The organism is Nitrosomonas eutropha, from assembly GCF_003201195.1.
In the GTDB taxonomy this organism is placed as follows: Bacteria; Pseudomonadota; Gammaproteobacteria; order Burkholderiales; family Nitrosomonadaceae; genus Nitrosomonas; species Nitrosomonas eutropha.
On the sequence record NZ_QICQ01000010.1, the window covers coordinates 13,950 to 29,972 of the forward strand.

A 16,023-nucleotide genomic window follows, 5' to 3' on the forward strand; every position below is an offset into this window, starting at 1 on the left:
AATACCTTTAGACGAGTAATCAGATCTGCAGCCTACAATGCAAACAGCAGACGGAATTTATCAATGTTTAATCCGGACCCGGTAACTCAGCACAATTTTCTCATTGTCGGGAATGATGATCTGCCATTCAGCCAGGTTAGCGGCTGGCTTGGTATGGGGAAAAGATTCTGAAATTACTATCCAGTCACCGGGGATGGGTTCTTGTACTCGAATGGTGACTGCTTCCTGGCGTGTGTTGTGAATTTCAATCTTGTGGGCTGTTTCAGTGAAATGTTGAGAAGGAGTATCCAGCTGCTGAAAATCCGTCTGGGTTCTCGTGGCTGTAATGTCGAAAGCTTTACCCAGCTTCACACGAACGAGTTCATTTTTCGCGGTGTGCTTAATGCGATCTTCACCCAGAAATTGCGCATTGCCCTGGGAATCATTTTTGTAAACATGCACTGTTCCTCCAGGTAGCGGCTTGTCCAGCTCTTTTCCCTTGTTCTCAAACTGGATAAAAACATCCGGCCTCAGTTTGTTATCGTCGCCGGTATATCTGCTGAAGTAATGGGCTTCAATACCACGCAGTAGAAATTCCTTGTTGACCGGAATATCTGCAGCTGTCATCAGCGTAATCTGTTTTGTCTGGTTTTCTGCCAGCGTTGCGGAGGCAGGCATGGTGTAGAGATGGTATTCAAACAGGGATTCTTGCTTACTCTCCTGATATTCGGCGGCATCAGCCACCATAGCCATCATTTTTCTGGTCTGGGGTTGCTCGAAGGAAACCTGATTGATGTTCCCGGCCACCAGCTGCAGATGGGCATCTGGATACGCAATGCCACTATGGTTGGCCAGCGTAATTAATCCACTAAGATCAATCCGGCTATCATCGGCATTGAGTTTAGCCACATAGTCAGCCTGCCAGGAAAGCCCGGAGGTCAGGTAGGATAATTCGAGTTCACGTTTTCCTGGAGAAGTATTCTCCAGTACCAGTGACAAGGTGGGCCGATCATGCAGGTGATCGGGGATATCCGGAAAGGTGATTCGTCCTGTAGTACCGGTTTCGATACGATCTGTGAATTTCAATATAACTCCCCCAAGGGTGGAGAGTACGGTGGCGGCTTCTATTGTTTCTTTTCCAGTTACAGGATTAGTGTAAATAACATTGACGGTACGTCCGAGATAGCTTTCCAGCAGTTTTTCCGGGGTAAGCAGATCAAAATCAAAATTCTGTTCCAGCAACCGGGATTCGGAAGATTGCCCCGGTGTGCGCAGCAGTACTGTTTGTGGACGTATCCGGGTTGAAACTTCACGCCAAACCAGCCTGTTTATACCTTGTTCCATAGAAACTTGTCGCAGATCCCTGATCAATGCCAGGTTTTCATTGTAGATCGTAACACCGACCTGCTTTTGATCCTGGAGTGTGGTGGTTTTTTCCTGCATGTGCATGGTAAATCCGGTAACATTGGTAATTGCCAGTGTCAGCGGCAGTACAGTTGAATATAAGGCTTTCAGCATGTCATTCTTTCCTGATTCTTTAGTATTGTTGTTAGTCCGACCCTGAAAAATTGCAGCTAGATACATTGCGTATCATGCTGCTATTTTGATATTTAAGTTGCAAGGTTATGCTACTTCAGCAGTTTTGGATTTATCGAATGGTACTGCTGTTTCACCAGGCTTTATTGAGTTGTCGAGTGTATCTAATTGAAGTGAATTACCGGATGTGTTCGAATCCAGTCGATTTGTTGAATCATCAGGCTCAATAAATTCAGCAGATGCTTCTTTTTCCGTGCTTTCTTCAGTATCTGCCAACATGGTTTCGCTGTTATCAGAAGAGAGGTGAGTAGAATGCTCTTCATAATCTACGACTATATCGGGTGAAATTTCTTCGTCGGAACAATCCTGAATAATTCTGGTTGTTTCAATTTCCTCCCGTATTTTCCGAGAGGCCAGTGCAATCGCAGCCTCGTCTGCCTGAATACGTGCCCGTGCGGCTTCTACAGCCATGGTTTCAACCGCTTCTCGCGCAATGGCGCGTTCGACAGCCAGTGCATCCTGCTCTATGCGTGCTTGTATTGCCATCAGGGCTGAAGCCTCTGTCCGGATTTTATACAGTACCGTGGCAGCCGTTGTTTCAGCTGCCTGGAGCCGCTCTTCCGCTTTTGCCATGGCGATAATCTGGTTCTGTGCAATGGTCATGGCGAGTCCGGTCAGTTTTGGCTCCATTTCCATGCGTACTCTGGCTGCTGACTTGGCTTGCTGAACGGCTTCCGCCTGTTTTTTCCTGTTTTCGATCAGGCGTGCTTCCATTTCTGCCAGCTCATTGGCTTCTTTTTCAAGCTGTTTGTCCAGTGCAATTCGTTCATCAGCCAGTTTTGCTGCATGGGTTTCTGCTGCGATTCTATCTTCGGCGGTTTTCTTGGCGACTGCTTCTGTAGCAGCACGAGCGCGGGATCGTTTGATCGCCACTTCCTGTGCCTGAATACGTTCCCGAATTGTGTCCGTAATAGCCAGATCAGCTTGTGTTTTTTCATTGAATATGGCTGTTTCCTGTTCTTTCGCCTGTATGCGAGCCTCAACAGCAACTCGTGCTTCATTTTCTGCAATGATGCGGGCTTGTACTTTTTCCAGCAGCAGGGTGTCGGTCCGGGTGCGTTCCAAGGCAGCCTGTTCAGCCTCCTGCTCGCTCTGGATAAGCTGTTCCGCGATTGTTTTAGCGTTTCGTTCAGCCTCTATCCTGCTGCGTGCCGCAGCCGCGGCTGCCAGTTCGGTTGCAGTGCGGCCCTCTGCCTCTGATTTTGCCGCAAGATCAAGTTTTTGTCGGGTATCTGCTGCCTCAGTCGCTTTTTTTTCAGCATCCAGTTTGGCTTGTTCAGCTTCCCGTGCCCTGGTTTCTGCCTGTAATTTCTCTTGTATTTGTGAGGCCAGATTGGCTTCAGCCTCTGTGCGCAATCGAATTTCCTCGATAGTCTGACGTTCAGCTTCAGCTTTGGCATTTGCCAGCACAATTTTTTTCTCATCCTCTTCAGCTCTGGTGCGTGCCAGTGTTGCTGCTTCTGCTTCTGCTGCCGAGGCGGCAAGCGCTATCTTCAGTGCTTCCTCACTGTTTTTTCTGCGTGCAATGGCTGCTTCTATTGCTTTTTGCTCTGCCAATTCCTTTTCTCTGGATTTTTCCAGGGCGAGCGCTTCTTCTTGTGTACGCCTGCGTGCTTTCTCGGTTGTGGCCGCTTCAGTTTGTACTCTGGCACGCAAAGCAGCAACGATTGCTTTTTCTGCTCTAAGGCTGTCTTCAACAGTCTGACGTAACTTTGCCTCTAGCTCTTGGCGTGCCTGAGCCTCCTGTGTTGCCAATGTTTCTGCCCGGGTGCGTGCCCTGGCTTCTTCCGTGGCTGCTGTTTCGGCCTTGATGCGTGCTTCGGCGGCCAGTCTAGCACTGGCTTCTACCCGCGCACGTGCTTCTGCGGTAACACGTGCGCGGGCCTCGGTTTCAATCCGACCTTTGGCCTCGCGGATTGCGATATTTTCAGCCTCCAGTCGTGAGGCGTTACTGTCATCAAAAGAAGAATCGCAATCTTCTTGCCCGAAAGGATCATTTATCTGTGGGAGTTCGTTCCCGGATGGCATTTTGCCGGTATGAATGGGGACAACGTTTAATTCAGCCTCATTTTCTGGTTGTGGTGAAATGTTCAAAATCGATCTGAGATGAGATTTGAATAGCATGGCGGGTACCGTTTATCGAGAAAAATGTGGGAGCGGCGCTTACCTTATCAATCACTGTGGCATGGCAATCGGCTAAAAAGGGGGTGAAAAGCCTGGTTAATTAAAAGAATGTGAGCGCCACAGATAAGCCATAGCGTAAATAGCTTTCCGGAACCGGGTTTATGGTATGCCGGTTACATTGACACTTCCACCGGCGAGTGAACGCATGATGGAAAAGCTTTCCTGAAACATTTGCGTAAGCACAGGAGTAAAATAAGGCAAGGCCCATGACATGACCAGCAGGCCGATTCCCAGCGTCAATGGAAATCCAACTGCAAAAATATTCAATTGCGGCGCAGCGCGTGTCAGGATGCCCAGTGCAAGATTGGTGATCAGCAAAGCTGCCAGAACTGGCAGGGCCAGATGTAATCCCAATGTGAAAATTTCAGCGCCCCAGTTAACAAGAGTTGTGAATGAAGTAACATTCATCCCATCTGCACCGATTGGCAAGATGGTGAAACTCTGTGCGAGCACAGCAATAACCTGCAAATGCCCATCGATGGCCAGAAACAAGAGTGTAGCAAGTAGTCCGTAGAAACGGCCGACCAGCTGAACCTGGCCGGATTGCTGCGGATCAAAGAAAGTTGCAAAACCGAGCCCCATCTGCAACCCCGTAATTTCTCCCGCCATTTCTACTGCAGTAAAAACAATGCGTATGGAGAAACCCATCGCCAGCCCGATAATAATCTGTTGCAGCAAGACAATGGGACCCACGCCGGAGCCTGGGTCAATCTGAGGTAGCGGGGGCAGCAGAGGGGCAATCAGAATAGTCAGTAGTACAGCCAGCCCCAGTTTGACCTGGATTGGGATACTGCTACTGCCTAGCAGTGGGGTGGCAGTCATGAGTGCGAGAATTCTGGCCAGTGGCCAGATCAGGATAATCAGCCAGCCGTTCAGTTGCTCGGTGGTGATGCTGAACATGGATCGATAACCTGTTTTTGAACGCTGTTAAAGGTGATTTCTCAGGCTGTGAAGAAACGTGACCAGAGAGCTGCCGTTCCGTGTATTTGTAACGGCCTATCCACCGTTGATAATCCAGGGAATACTGGTGTAAAGCCTTTCAATGTAGTCAAGTATGATTTGTAACATCCAGGGGCCAGCCAGCGCTAGGGTAAGGAAGATAGCCAGCAGTTTAGGAATGAATGACAAAGTCATTTCATTGATCTGTGTGGCAGCCTGGAAGATACTGATGGCCAGACCTGTCACCAACGCTGCCAGCAATAAAGGTGCAGCGATTGTGAATGTAATTTCCAACGCCTGTCGGCCGATAGTCATTGCCTGTTCTGGGCTCATGTGGCGATCTCCTTATCAGGTATAGAAACTCTGGGTGAGTGAACCAATCAGCAGATGCCAGCCATCCACCAGTACAAACAGCATCAGCTTGAACGGTAGAGAGATAATCATTGGCGACAGCATCATCATTCCCATTGCCATCAGTGTGCTGGCAACAACCATATCAATGATCAGAAAAGGGATAAAGACGATAAATCCAATTTGAAAAGCTGTCTTTAGCTCGCTGGTGATGTAGGCAGGTACCAGGATTTTCATTGGTACCTGATCCGGGCTTTCGATTTCCTCGCTCCCGGAAATCCGGGCGAACAGTGCAATATCTGTTTCGCGTGTCTGGCGTAGCATGAAGATCTTGAGTGGATCGCTTGCCTTGTCCATTGCTTCGATAATACTGATCTTGTCTTCAGAGAAAGGCAGATATGCTTCCGTATACATTTTGTCAATGACCGGCGACATAATAAAGAAAGACAAAAACAGTGCCAAACCAACCAGCACCTGATTGGGAGGAGATGACTGCGTACCCAGCGCCTGTCGCAACAATGACAAAACGATGATAATGCGAGTGAAGCTGGACATCATCAGGACAGTAGCAGGCAAAAATGTCATCGAAGTCAGCAGCAGCAGAGTTTGCAGGCTGAGGGAATAGGTAGTACCTCCCCCTGCCGCTGGTGTGCTGGTGATGGCCGGAAGTCCTGCTTTCTGGGCAAATACCGGGCTGATACCCACTACCAGTAGCAGAATGATGCAACCGATGGAGTGTTGCCGGATAACGATTCGTTTGCATAGCAGGTTTTTATTGCTCATGGTCTTGCCCCAGATTGGCCTGCAACTTCTCTGTAAAACCGTTGCCAGAGGGAGGCTCAGCTGTTTCAGTAGATGGAGAGGGTTTTTTGTGCATCTGGTGCAACAAGTTGACCTGACCTGGTGCGACACCTAGCACTAGCCAGATATCATCAATCTCTGCAATCACTACTCTTTCTTTCTGGCCGACACTGGCGGACGAGATAATTTTTAGCAGACCTGTCCGATTGGCAGGATTAAGTCCTATTTTCTTGAACAACCAGGCAATTAGTGCAATAAATGCCAGCACAATGAACAATCCTGCCGATAGTTGCAGCATATTCTCGCTGGAAATTACCGGGGAGGGCGGGGTAAAGCCCTGATTTCGCACGGATTCAGCAAGCACCTGTTGGGGTAACCACAGTATGCTGCCAATCTGGACAATTATGCGTGGCATGGGTATGGAATCAATCCAGAGGTGGGCTAGCGGTTCAGTTTGCGGATGCGTTCACTGGGAGTGATGATGTCTGTCAGGCGAATGCCAAATTTTTCATTGACGACAACGACTTCACCTTGGGCAATCAGGCAGCCATTGACCAGCACATCCATTGGTTCGCCCGCCATGCCATCCAGCTCAATGACGGAGCCTTGTGCCAGTTGCAGCAGATTTTTAATGGCGATTCGGGTGCGACCCAACTCAACTGTCAGTTGCACCGGAATATCCAGAATCATATCGATATCGTTGCGGGTATCGTTCAGCACATTATTCCTGGAAAACTGCTCGAAAACAGAAGATGGCTTTGTCAGATCCTCGTCTGGTATATGGGCCGATGCGCTGGCTGATGATTCGCTAGCTTCGTCGATAACCGAATAAGTTTCAGCAGCCTGTTGTTCCGCCATGGCGGCGGCCCAGTCATCCTGTTCGGTTTGTGGTTCGGTTGATATCGGTTCATTCATGTTCTGCTCCGATGTTTGATTTTAATTATCAGTCAGTTTCAGTTGGGGTTCGTACAGTCTTGACTTTAAGTGCATAGTGATCGTTGAGAATGCCGTAATGACAATCCATGATCGGTACACCATTTGCCATAGCAACTACTGTGTCCGGAATATCGAGTGCGATGACATCGCCTTCCTGCATGTTGAGGATCTGGTGTAACGTCACCCGGGTATGGCCGAGATTAGCAATAATTTCTATTTCTGCGCCTTGTACCTGTCTGGTTAGCGACTTGATCCAGTTATTATCAACTTCTGCATGATCTTCCTGCATGCTGTTGTTGAGCAGATCACGTATTGGCTCCAGCATGGTGTAGGGGGTGCAGATGTAGAACTCTCCACGATTACCGCCCAGATTGAGCTCAAACGAGCTTGCAACAACAACATCGGTTGGTGTCGCAATATTGGCAAATTGCGGATTCATTTCCGCACGGATGTATTCAAATCTGACCGGGTAGACAGATTTCCAGGCTTTCTCGTAGTTTTCGAATAAAACATCCAGCAAGCGTCGGATAATGCCCTGTTCGGTCAGGGTGAACTCACGTCCTTCCACTCGGGTATGAAAACGACCATCTCCACCGAACATATTGTCCACGATCAGAAATATCAGGTTCGGATCAATGGTGATCAGTGCAGTGCCGCGCAATGGTTTCATGCTGACCATGTTGATATTTGCAGGCACGACCAGCGAACGGGTGAATTCGCTGTATTTGATGGTTTTTATTGAGCCAGCGGAAATATCTACCCCCCGGCGTAAAAAATTGTAGAGCCCAATCTGCAGAGAATTGGCAAAGCGTGCATTGATAATTTCCAGAGCGGGCATGCGTCCCCGCACAATCCGCTCCTGGGTGGCCATGTCGTAAGGACGGATACCGCCCGGATAGGTAACCCCGTTTTCCTTCTGGGCTGCTTGCTGATGCTTGTTACTGTTATCAAAATTCAGTAGCGCATCAACTTCATCCTGAGTGAGAAAATTCTCGGCCATGGCGCGCAGGGTTTACTGAATAATGAAAGAGGTGAACAAAACATCCAGAATGTCATTTTGCAGGGCTTCAGATCCAATCTTTGATCGGATCGCCTGAATGATATCTTGGCTGAGTTTCTGCTTTCCATCCAATGTATTGATTTCAGAGGGTTTTTTACTGGATAGCAGCAACAGAATCTGATTGCGGATTTCAGGTTTGCTGTTTTCGATAACCGTGATTACTGCGGTTTCGTTTACTTTGAGGGATAGTTCCACCTGCAGATAGTGAGATTCCCTTTCTTCTGGCTGCAGGTTGACGGTAAAAGATTCGATCTTGACAAAAGCTGCCGGTTTTTTCTTTTCGACTACAGCTTCTGATCCCGCCTCTTCATGCTGTTTTTTCATAAAATACCAAGTCCCGCCGATACCTGCCCCAGTAAACAGTAATCCGATCAGGATGAATAGGATCAGTTTACTTTTATTGCCCGTGCCGGCCGCTGCAGTCGCTTCGCTCATGATTTCTCCTGCGTGGATATTAATTAATACCAGCGCATTATGGATAATCTCCAGAGGATTTGATCACGTAAATAATCACCTAATCGCGGGCTATTTCCATACTCTGGGCAGGGAGGGGCGTGCTATGCCGCTGGGGTATTTGTAATGGGTAATTCCGGGAGAGTGATAGTGGCGTGGTAGTGATTAATCTGTATTTTTTATCCCAATGGAGAAGCTCTCTTCCCTGCGAAGTAGTTACGTTGAGCAACCTTGTCAATTTTGAAAGTGTTCCTTGCGTTGCCAGAATCTGATGAAAATCCGGGATTAATGCTTTTATGGAGCCATTATTCCGATCCACCAATGAATCAGGTGGCTTTCAATCGGGATATGGGCATCGGGATGATACGGCACGCAGCGTGGCGTGAAATCGGTATGAACACGGTCGGTATTTAACCGGGATTTATACAGATATCCATTGATAGCTCCCGGTATCTCGTCACCACGCTGCATTGTTTCGCAAACAGGAGGCTCCTCAGCAACCGGATCAGCATAGAGCTGAATCTGTACGAATTCAGGTGATACACCTCCCAGATAAACCGGCACTTCAAATACCCAGTCTTCCTGATCTCTGGATATGATCAGGTTTCCCCAGTGTATCTCGTGCCAGCTTTTTTTCAGTTGTTCATCCCATTGGCGCAATTCCTGCGCAGCAGAGCTTCCAGGGGTTGTTCGATGCTGAAAGGTGGCCGCTGCGGGAAGATACAGTTGCTCGACATATTCACGCACCATGCGGTTGCTGCTGAACTGCGGAGCAAGATGTGCCATGCTGGCGCGCATACGGGCTACCCAGGTTCCGGGAATGCCGCTGGCATCGCGGTCGTAAAACATCGGTACGATTTCTTTTTCCAGCAAGTGATAAAGCTGTTCTGCCTCTACTGCATCCCAGCCCGGTTCGTGGTGTTCATGGCCATCACCCAGTGCCCAACCGGTTTCAGGAGTGTAGGCCTCGGCCCACCAGCCGTCTAGTTCCGAAAGATTCAATCCGCCGTTGGCTAGTACTTTCATGCCGCTGGTGCCGCTGGCCTCCCACGGCCGGCGCGGGGTGTTGATCCAGACATCTACTCCCTGCACCATTTCCTGCGCCAGTGCAATGTCATAATCTTCGAGAAATACAACATGATTACGCACATCCGGGCGGCTGGAGAACTGTGCCCATTCCTGGATGAAGCGCTTGCCTTCATTATCAGCGGGGTGAGCCTTACCGGCTACCACCAGCTGCACTGGCCGATCTACTCGTGTCAGCAGTCTGGCAAGGCGTTCGCGGTCGTGCAACAGCAGGTTGGGGCGTTTGTAAGCAGTGAAGCGCCGTGCAAATCCAAGCGTCAGCACATTGGGATCCAGAATCCGGTCAACCTGATTGACGGCTTCCATATCTGCTCCCCTTTGTCCCAGTAGTACCTGCATCCGCTGCCGGACGTAGCGTATCAGATCGGCGCGCTCCTGGCCGCACAAAGTCCAGAGCGTCGTGTCATCCAGTTTGCGTATTTCAGCGGCGAGTGCTTCTTCTGAACCCAGCCAGCGACCTTTGCCACAAAAAAGCGTCCAGATTTTATCTGCCCAGGGAGAATCCCACGATGGAACATGTACGCCATTGGTGACATGCGTAACCGGTACTTCGCGTTCGGGCCAGCGGGGGTACAGTTTCTGAAAAATATTTCGGCTGACCTGGCCATGGAGTCGGCTGACACCGTTGATCCTGCCGCAGGTGCGTGCTGCCAGATAAGCCATGTTGAAAGGCTCGCTCTCATCTTGCCGGTTGCTACGCCCGAACGCCATCAACTCTTCCAATGGCATTCCCGGGTCTTTGACATAGGGCTGGCTGTATTTCATGACCAGTTCGCGCGGAAAGGTATCAAAACCAGCTGCCACCGGGGTATGAGTAGTAAACAGATTGCCAGGCCGTGTTGCCCAGAGCGCTTCCTGGAAATCTATCTGTCTTTTCTGCGCAAAACAGCGGGCACGCTCCAGTGTAACGAATGCAGCATGGCCTTCATTCAGGTGACAGATATCAATTGCCAGCTCCAATGTTTCGATGAGCCGCCAGCCACCAATCCCCAGCACAATTTCCTGTATCAGTCTGACTTCCTCCCCACCACCGTACAGCTTGCCGGTAATGCCGCGATCAAGTGCATTGTTCAGAGGGTTATTGCTGTCGAGCAAATACAGGTTGATTCGCCCCACCTGTGCTACCCAGACATGCAGTTGTACTGTTCGTCCGGGCAATTCGATTGGAATGGATAGCCAGGTGCCGTTATGGGCCAGGAGGGGGCGCAAAGGCAGGCTGCTGGAATCATTATATGGATAGATTTCCAGCTGCCAGCCGCTGGTATCCAGCATCTGCCGAAAATAACCTTCCTGATACAGCAGGCCAATTGCAGTTATCGGGATAGCCAGATCACTGGCTGCCTTGAGATAGTCACCCGCCAGCACACCCAGGCCACCGGCATATAGTGGCAAGGCCTTGCCCAGACCGTATTCCATACTGAAATAGGCAACTCCTCGCAATTTGACGTCGCCATGCACCTCACCGAACCATCCGCCATAACTGCAGTAATCGTTGCGTGCTTTGACCAGGTGATCAAGATATTGCCTGAATTCCTTGTTTTGGTTCAGTGTCTGCAAGCGTTCATACGACAGATTTTGCAGAACAACGAAAGGATTTTCACTTTGCTCCCACAGCTGCGGATCCATGATCTTCCACATTGCATCTCCGGCATGACTCCATGTCCAACGTAAATCCATTGCCAAGCTTGCAATCTGTTCGACCAGTGGCAGCAGATCAGCGGGCAGATCTCTCAAGTAGGGCATCAGTAAACGAGGTGTCTTCATATACTTCATCCTCCTTCTGCTGCAATGTCAGATGTTACATATTAACTCGGTTGTTCGTCGAGATGTGAGTGCAGCGTAGGGGGAGAACCCTGGCGATCTTATGCCTTTACTGTTTTACAGATGGTTTGTCTGATCAGTTGCTTCGAGGATGGGGGCATGTTCTGCCAGGAGGGTTTCGTGTTCCAGGAAGCGGTCAAGTTGTTGCTGGATAACGCGGAAGGACTGGTTTTCTGGATTGCGGGGACGATCAAGTTCAATATCCAGAATTTCTGCAATATGGCCATTGGGAGATGAGGCCATGAGCGCGATACGATCTGCCAGCATGAGTGCTTCGTGCAGATCATGGGTGATCATCAGTATGGTGGCGGCAGAATCACTCCAGACACGCAGCAGGTAGCGTTGCATCATGCGGCGAGTTTGCATATCCAGTGCGGAGAAGGGTTCGTCCAGTAGTAGCAACCGAGGTTTGGTGGCGATGGTCCGCGCCAGGGTGATACGCTGACGCATGCCGCCAGATAATTGTGAAGGCTTGTGGCCGGCAAAAGATTCCAACCCAACTTGTTTGAGATATTGCTTTGCGTGTTCCAGTGCTTCCACCCTTACCATACCTTGGTTACGCAACGGGAAAGCAACATTCTCTTCCGCTGTCATCCATGGAAACAGATTATGAGTCTGAAAAATTAGCGCAGTCGAAGGGGCCGGGCCTTGCAGTACCTGATTATCGTAGCTGACGTTGCCCTGATCTGGAAAATCCAGTCCGGCAGCGAGGTTGAGCAGGGTTGTTTTGCCGCAACCACTGCGGCCGAGGAGTACAGTCAGACTGCCCGGTTCTATGATGAGCCTATCTGCTTCTACAGAAACAGTATCGCTGAAGGATTTACGGATGTTACTGAATTCTAGCCGAGCGCCGGATGAGGAAGAAGGTATTGTGTTCATGGATTTACTGCACCCATTGCAATAGTCTGGCATTGATCAGCAATAACAGGCGATCAATGGCAAAACCAATGAAGCCAATGGCGAGAATGCCGACCATGACTAATTTCATGTTGTACATCTGCTGCGCCATGATGATCATGTACCCCAGGCCGGAGTTGAGGCCAGCCATTTCTCCTGCCAGAACAGCCATCCAGGCACCGAAGAACGACATGCGAATGGCTGTCATTGTGCTGGGGATGATGGCGGGCAGCCGTATATACCACCACATACGGATGCGTGAGGTACCCAAATTATGGGCGATTTTCAGATATTCATCCGGGATGCTATCTAGTGCGGCAATTAGCGAGAGCGTCATGGTTCCGAGTACTGCCATGAATACGATGAATACAGCGGCTGGGCCACCAATACCAATAACAACGATGGTGAAAGGGATCCAGGCCACCGGTGCGATAGGTGCAAGCGACTGGACAAGGGGCAAGATCAATCGTCGCAAAATGGGCAGCTCAATCACCATGATAGCGAGGCAGGATGAAACCAGGAGGCCGATCAGCATACCGGCACCCACGCGCCCCAGCGTGATGGTAGTAGACTCAAACAACCCGGTTTTCTGCTGACCGAACCCGATGGTGATGTTGCCGGAAAAGGCATACGGAATAGTTTCACTAGGAGGGGGCAGAATTTGCGGATTTAACCATTCCAGCCAGGAACCAAGCTCCCAGGATAGAATGATCAGCAACCAGGCCAGACAAAACCACAGGAAATTTGATTTAAAAAGCAGTTGGCTAACCCGGCCAGTTAGCGTGAGCTGGTGACCGGATTTTTCTGAAACATGAGGTTTCATGGCGTCAGGCCGGCTGGTATTGCAGATCCAGAACGGTATCAATGACATCCGGCTTCAGATAACCCAGTTCGGTCAGATATTTTGCTCCCTGACGCAGGCCGTTAACCCCCGTCTGGCTGATGACCGGATTGGGGAACTGGCGTTTGAGCGCAACGGATAATATCGGTCGTGGTACACCATAGATAGGCTGTAAATCATCCAGTACTGTTTCATAATCCTCAGCAAAGGCTCGGGCAGATTCTTGCAGAACCAGGAGGTAGGTTCTCAACACATCCTGCTGGCGATCAATAGTGCGGGTTCTGGTGGTGACAACACAGTCTGCCGCTTCAGGTCCCCATACTGAGTTGGAATCAGTCAAATAAACTGCCCCTTGTTCAGCGACAACATGCTCAGCATAAGGTTGCGCCAAGGTGCAGACATCCAGCGCCTTGTTGGCAATGGCTTCTCCCATGCCGATCATGCTCGGAAAGAAGGTCATGTGGTAGTCGTCATAGGATTTACCATGTTGTGACATGGTGCCGTATCCAACCAGCTCTAGCGTATCCAGCCGCAAGGTCCCCACACGCAGCCCTTTACCTGCTGCATCGATAAATTCTTCCACAGATCTGACCGAGCCATTGCGTGCAACCAGCTCGATGCCAGCCTGACCGGAGCCGCCAATAATGCGCAGGTCGGTAGTGCCAGCGGTGTAGGCGGCTGCTGTCATGGTCCACGGGCTGTGTATTATCTCAAGATTATTGGCGATCAGCGATTGCATGGCATCACCGGGGCTGTTGAATTGCGTCAGAACAACATTCAACCCTGCTTTGGTAAACTTTCCTCTTACTTTTGCCAACAGCAGATGAGAGACGCAGCCTGCTGGTAGATGTCCGACACGAATGACCGTGCCGCCCGCAGCGGCTTCGGTGCGCGTCGCAGCAGCCAGCAATCCGGCGCCAGCAGCAGTGACATAGAACATTCCACAGCCGCAGGTACACAAGAATCGGCGTCTTGATGGGATAAACAGCGCGTTGCCTGGCTCACGGATTGTCGGGGCAGTGGTGTTCTTTCGAATCAGACGACCAATAATGTTTTTTATCATGACTGGAATTCCCTATAAAAGTAGACTGATCGTTCTCTCCGTTTTGTATTGTAATCAGATTTCCTGGAAAAGCCAGCAAATATTTTTAACTTGATCGGAAGTGGGGAAAATAACAGCTAAACAAAAGATGTAACCAGGCTAAGAATAGTGATGGAATGACGTGTGATATGTACCTGTCCGCAGCGTTGTTGCTGCTACTGTCCGGAGCTAACCGATATTTTTGCGCCGTAGCGTGCGCGATAGGTTTCTATTGCTGGAATATGGCAGGTAAGATCGTGCCGGGTGTGTAAATAAGCGACGATATCATCCAGTGTGACCAGGGAAATGACCGGGATGTCGTATTGGTTTCTGATTTCTTGCAAAGTGGAGCATTCATTTTTGCCTTTTTCCATACGATCCAGCGCAACCATGATGCCGCATGGTGTGGCGCTGGCTGCGCGAATCATGGTGACAGATTCACTGACAGACAGGCCTGCCGATATGACATCATCGACAATCAAGATACGCCCGACCAGCGGAGCACCTACGATATTGCCACCTTCGCCATGATCCTTGGTTTCTTTGCGATTGAAGCTGAAAGGATGGTTATACCCAGCTTTGGCAAGGGCAATAACAACAGTACTGACTAGTGGAATGCCTTTATAGGCAGGGCCAAACAGGGCATCAAAGTGGATCTCAGAAGCAAGAATGGCCTGAGCGTAGAACTGCCCCAGTTGTTGCAGCGATTGGCCATCATTGAACAAGCCGGCATTGAAGAAATAAGGAGAGGGGCGACCTGCCTTGGTTTTGAAATTGCCAAAACGCAAGACGTTATACCGAAGAGCAAAATCAATAAATTCCTGTCGAAAATCCGCCATAGGTATCAGGTTGTGTATTAAATGATCAGAGTCAAGTTGATAGCTGCATGCAGCAGACTGTTTCATTCCGGGAAAGTATTTTTAGAGTCGGAATTAACGTAACTCCAGATAGTTTTGATCGGTGATTTTGCTCCATTCTTTTGCCTTGGTCAGGAACACTCGCTGACTTTCAATGACTTCACGGGCAACCGGTGATTTGTTGGCAACCTGCTGCAGCAGTTCATCGTTGGCCTTTTTGAAAGCCTGGAGTACATCGTCAGGAAAAGTGCGAATATGAATGCCATGTTCCTCACGCATTCTTCCCCAGACAAGGGCATTGCGGTAAAAGGACTCGGACAGCATATCAAGTGAGGCTTCCTTGGCAGCGACTGCGATGATGGTGCGCAGATCTTCAGGCAGCGCATCAAACTTTTCCTTATTGATGAGAAGATGAAGTTCAGCGCCCGGTTCGTGCCATCCAGTGTAATAGTAGGGAGCTATTTGCTGAAAGCCCATTTTTTCATCATTGGCGGGACCCAGCCATTCGACGGCATCAATTGTGCGGCGTTCCAATGCTGTATAGAGTTCACCAGGCGGGATGTTGACAGGTTTCATGCCGACTTTTTCTACCACCTCGCCGGCATGTCCGGGAATGCGCATCTTTAGCCCTTGCAGATCTTTCAGTGAGTGAATTTCGTTTCTAAACCATCCTCCCATCTGAATGTGCGTGTTTCCGGCCGGGAAAGCAACAATGTTGTGCCGGGCATAGATCTTATGCAGCAATTCCAGTCCGCCACCGTAGTAATACCAGGCGTTCATCTCGGTGGGGGTCATGCCGAACGGCGTTGTCGTGAAGAATGTGGTGGTCGGATCTTTGCCTTTATAGTAGTAGGAAGCAGTGTGGCCCATTTCGTATGCACCGATGCGCACAAAATCAAAAATTCCCAGAGCAGATTTGTGTCGGCCAGGTGCATCGACAGTAATGTGCATCCGCCCCCCTGACATTTTTTCGACATTTTCAGCGAAACGCCTGGCCGCATTGTGCAGTATCGGCGTTCCTTCCGGCCAAGACATGGCCAGACGCCACTTATACGTGGCGTCTGCATCAGCAGTCAGGGGGTATACGAAAATAAGAAGTGCAATGAAGAATGTACGGAAGCGTATCCGAAGGTTCATTTTA

At 49.8% G+C, this 16,023-nt stretch carries 15 protein-coding genes; all 15 read right to left on the reverse strand.

Annotated elements, in window-relative coordinates:
* Positions 1 to 60: 60 nt before the first annotated feature.
* The 15 genes from C8R14_RS05165 to C8R14_RS05235 all read right to left on the reverse strand — a co-directional run bounded on the left by C8R14_RS05165 (position 61) and on the right by C8R14_RS05235 (position 16,019).
* Positions 61 to 1,497 (reverse strand): DUF4139 domain-containing protein, encoded by a 1,437-nt coding sequence (locus C8R14_RS05165; RefSeq protein WP_011635083.1) that lies wholly within the window; start codon positions 1,495 to 1,497, stop codon positions 61 to 63.
* A gap of 105 nt (positions 1,498 to 1,602) precedes the next feature.
* Positions 1,603 to 3,699: a coiled-coil domain-containing protein gene (locus C8R14_RS05170; protein ID WP_011635082.1), complete on the reverse strand. Its 2,097-nt coding sequence runs from the start codon at positions 3,697 to 3,699 to the stop codon at positions 1,603 to 1,605.
* Positions 3,700 to 3,858: 159 nt separating this feature from the next.
* Positions 3,859 to 4,659, reverse strand: a complete 801-nt coding sequence (fliR, locus tag C8R14_RS05175; RefSeq protein ID WP_011635081.1) for a flagellar biosynthetic protein FliR — start codon at positions 4,657 to 4,659, stop codon at positions 3,859 to 3,861.
* Between the two features lie 96 nt (positions 4,660 to 4,755).
* Complete coding sequence (gene fliQ, locus C8R14_RS05180) at positions 4,756 to 5,031, reverse strand: flagellar biosynthesis protein FliQ (RefSeq protein WP_011635080.1); 276 nt, start codon at positions 5,029 to 5,031, stop codon at positions 4,756 to 4,758.
* A gap of 15 nt (positions 5,032 to 5,046) precedes the next feature.
* A complete protein-coding gene (gene fliP / locus C8R14_RS05185; protein WP_011635079.1) occupies positions 5,047 to 5,832 on the reverse strand; it encodes a flagellar type III secretion system pore protein FliP in 786 nt (261 codons plus the stop codon).
* The gene (gene fliO / locus C8R14_RS05190) at positions 5,822 to 6,265 is read right to left on the reverse strand and encodes a flagellar biosynthetic protein FliO (protein ID WP_011635078.1); all 444 of its coding nucleotides are present in this window, start codon (positions 6,263 to 6,265) and stop codon (positions 5,822 to 5,824) included. The genes fliP and fliO overlap by 11 nt, the downstream gene beginning before the upstream one ends.
* Positions 6,266 to 6,291: 26 nt before the next feature.
* Entirely contained in the window at positions 6,292 to 6,765 is a 474-nt protein-coding gene (gene fliN / locus C8R14_RS05195; RefSeq protein WP_011635077.1) for a flagellar motor switch protein FliN, read from the reverse strand.
* A gap of 28 nt (positions 6,766 to 6,793) precedes the next feature.
* Entirely contained in the window at positions 6,794 to 7,786 is a 993-nt protein-coding gene (gene fliM / locus C8R14_RS05200) for a flagellar motor switch protein FliM (RefSeq protein WP_011635076.1), read from the reverse strand.
* A 12-nt stretch (positions 7,787 to 7,798) separates the two neighbouring features.
* The gene (gene fliL, locus C8R14_RS05205; protein WP_011635075.1) at positions 7,799 to 8,281 is read right to left on the reverse strand and encodes a flagellar basal body-associated protein FliL; all 483 of its coding nucleotides are present in this window, start codon (positions 8,279 to 8,281) and stop codon (positions 7,799 to 7,801) included.
* Positions 8,282 to 8,593: 312 nt separating this feature from the next.
* Entirely contained in the window at positions 8,594 to 11,149 is a 2,556-nt protein-coding gene (gene glgP / locus C8R14_RS05210; protein ID WP_011635074.1) for an alpha-glucan family phosphorylase, read from the reverse strand.
* Positions 11,150 to 11,263: 114 nt separating this feature from the next.
* The gene (locus tag C8R14_RS05215; protein WP_011635073.1) at positions 11,264 to 12,085 is read right to left on the reverse strand and encodes an ABC transporter ATP-binding protein; all 822 of its coding nucleotides are present in this window, start codon (positions 12,083 to 12,085) and stop codon (positions 11,264 to 11,266) included.
* A 4-nt stretch (positions 12,086 to 12,089) separates the two neighbouring features.
* On the reverse strand, positions 12,090 to 12,926 hold the full coding sequence (locus tag C8R14_RS05220) for an ABC transporter permease (RefSeq protein WP_011635072.1): 837 nt from the start codon (positions 12,924 to 12,926) through the stop codon (positions 12,090 to 12,092).
* Positions 12,927 to 12,930: 4 nt separating this feature from the next.
* Complete coding sequence (locus C8R14_RS05225; protein ID WP_011635071.1) at positions 12,931 to 14,007, reverse strand: ABC transporter substrate-binding protein; 1,077 nt, start codon at positions 14,005 to 14,007, stop codon at positions 12,931 to 12,933.
* A 194-nt stretch (positions 14,008 to 14,201) separates the two neighbouring features.
* Positions 14,202 to 14,864, reverse strand: a complete 663-nt coding sequence (pyrE, locus tag C8R14_RS05230; RefSeq protein WP_041353563.1) for an orotate phosphoribosyltransferase — start codon at positions 14,862 to 14,864, stop codon at positions 14,202 to 14,204.
* A gap of 93 nt (positions 14,865 to 14,957) precedes the next feature.
* On the reverse strand, positions 14,958 to 16,019 hold the full coding sequence (locus tag C8R14_RS05235) for a TRAP transporter substrate-binding protein (RefSeq protein ID WP_011635069.1): 1,062 nt from the start codon (positions 16,017 to 16,019) through the stop codon (positions 14,958 to 14,960).
* Positions 16,020 to 16,023: the final 4 nt, after the last annotated feature.

Coding starts and splice junctions, on each gene's coding strand:
- glgP (WP_011635074.1), bottom strand. CDS start 11,149: ATGAAGACACCTCGTTTACTGATGCCCTACTTGAGAGATCTGCCCGCT.
- fliR (WP_011635081.1), bottom strand. CDS start 4,659: ATGTTCAGCATCACCACCGAGCAACTGAACGGCTGGCTGATTATCCTG.
- C8R14_RS05225 (WP_011635071.1), bottom strand. CDS start 14,007: ATGATAAAAAACATTATTGGTCGTCTGATTCGAAAGAACACCACTGCC.
- C8R14_RS05220 (WP_011635072.1), bottom strand. CDS start 12,926: ATGAAACCTCATGTTTCAGAAAAATCCGGTCACCAGCTCACGCTAACT.
- C8R14_RS05170 (WP_011635082.1), bottom strand. CDS start 3,699: ATGCTATTCAAATCTCATCTCAGATCGATTTTGAACATTTCACCACAA.
- C8R14_RS05165 (WP_011635083.1), bottom strand. CDS start 1,497: ATGCTGAAAGCCTTATATTCAACTGTACTGCCGCTGACACTGGCAATT.
- fliO (WP_011635078.1), bottom strand. CDS start 6,265: ATGCCACGCATAATTGTCCAGATTGGCAGCATACTGTGGTTACCCCAA.
- fliN (WP_011635077.1), bottom strand. CDS start 6,765: ATGAATGAACCGATATCAACCGAACCACAAACCGAACAGGATGACTGG.
- fliL (WP_011635075.1), bottom strand. CDS start 8,281: ATGAGCGAAGCGACTGCAGCGGCCGGCACGGGCAATAAAAGTAAACTG.
- C8R14_RS05235 (WP_011635069.1), bottom strand. CDS start 16,019: ATGAACCTTCGGATACGCTTCCGTACATTCTTCATTGCACTTCTTATT.
- C8R14_RS05215 (WP_011635073.1), bottom strand. CDS start 12,085: ATGAACACAATACCTTCTTCCTCATCCGGCGCTCGGCTAGAATTCAGT.
- pyrE (WP_041353563.1), bottom strand. CDS start 14,864: ATGGCGGATTTTCGACAGGAATTTATTGATTTTGCTCTTCGGTATAAC.
- fliQ (WP_011635080.1), bottom strand. CDS start 5,031: ATGAGCCCAGAACAGGCAATGACTATCGGCCGACAGGCGTTGGAAATT.
- fliP (WP_011635079.1), bottom strand. CDS start 5,832: ATGAGCAATAAAAACCTGCTATGCAAACGAATCGTTATCCGGCAACAC.
- fliM (WP_011635076.1), bottom strand. CDS start 7,786: ATGGCCGAGAATTTTCTCACTCAGGATGAAGTTGATGCGCTACTGAAT.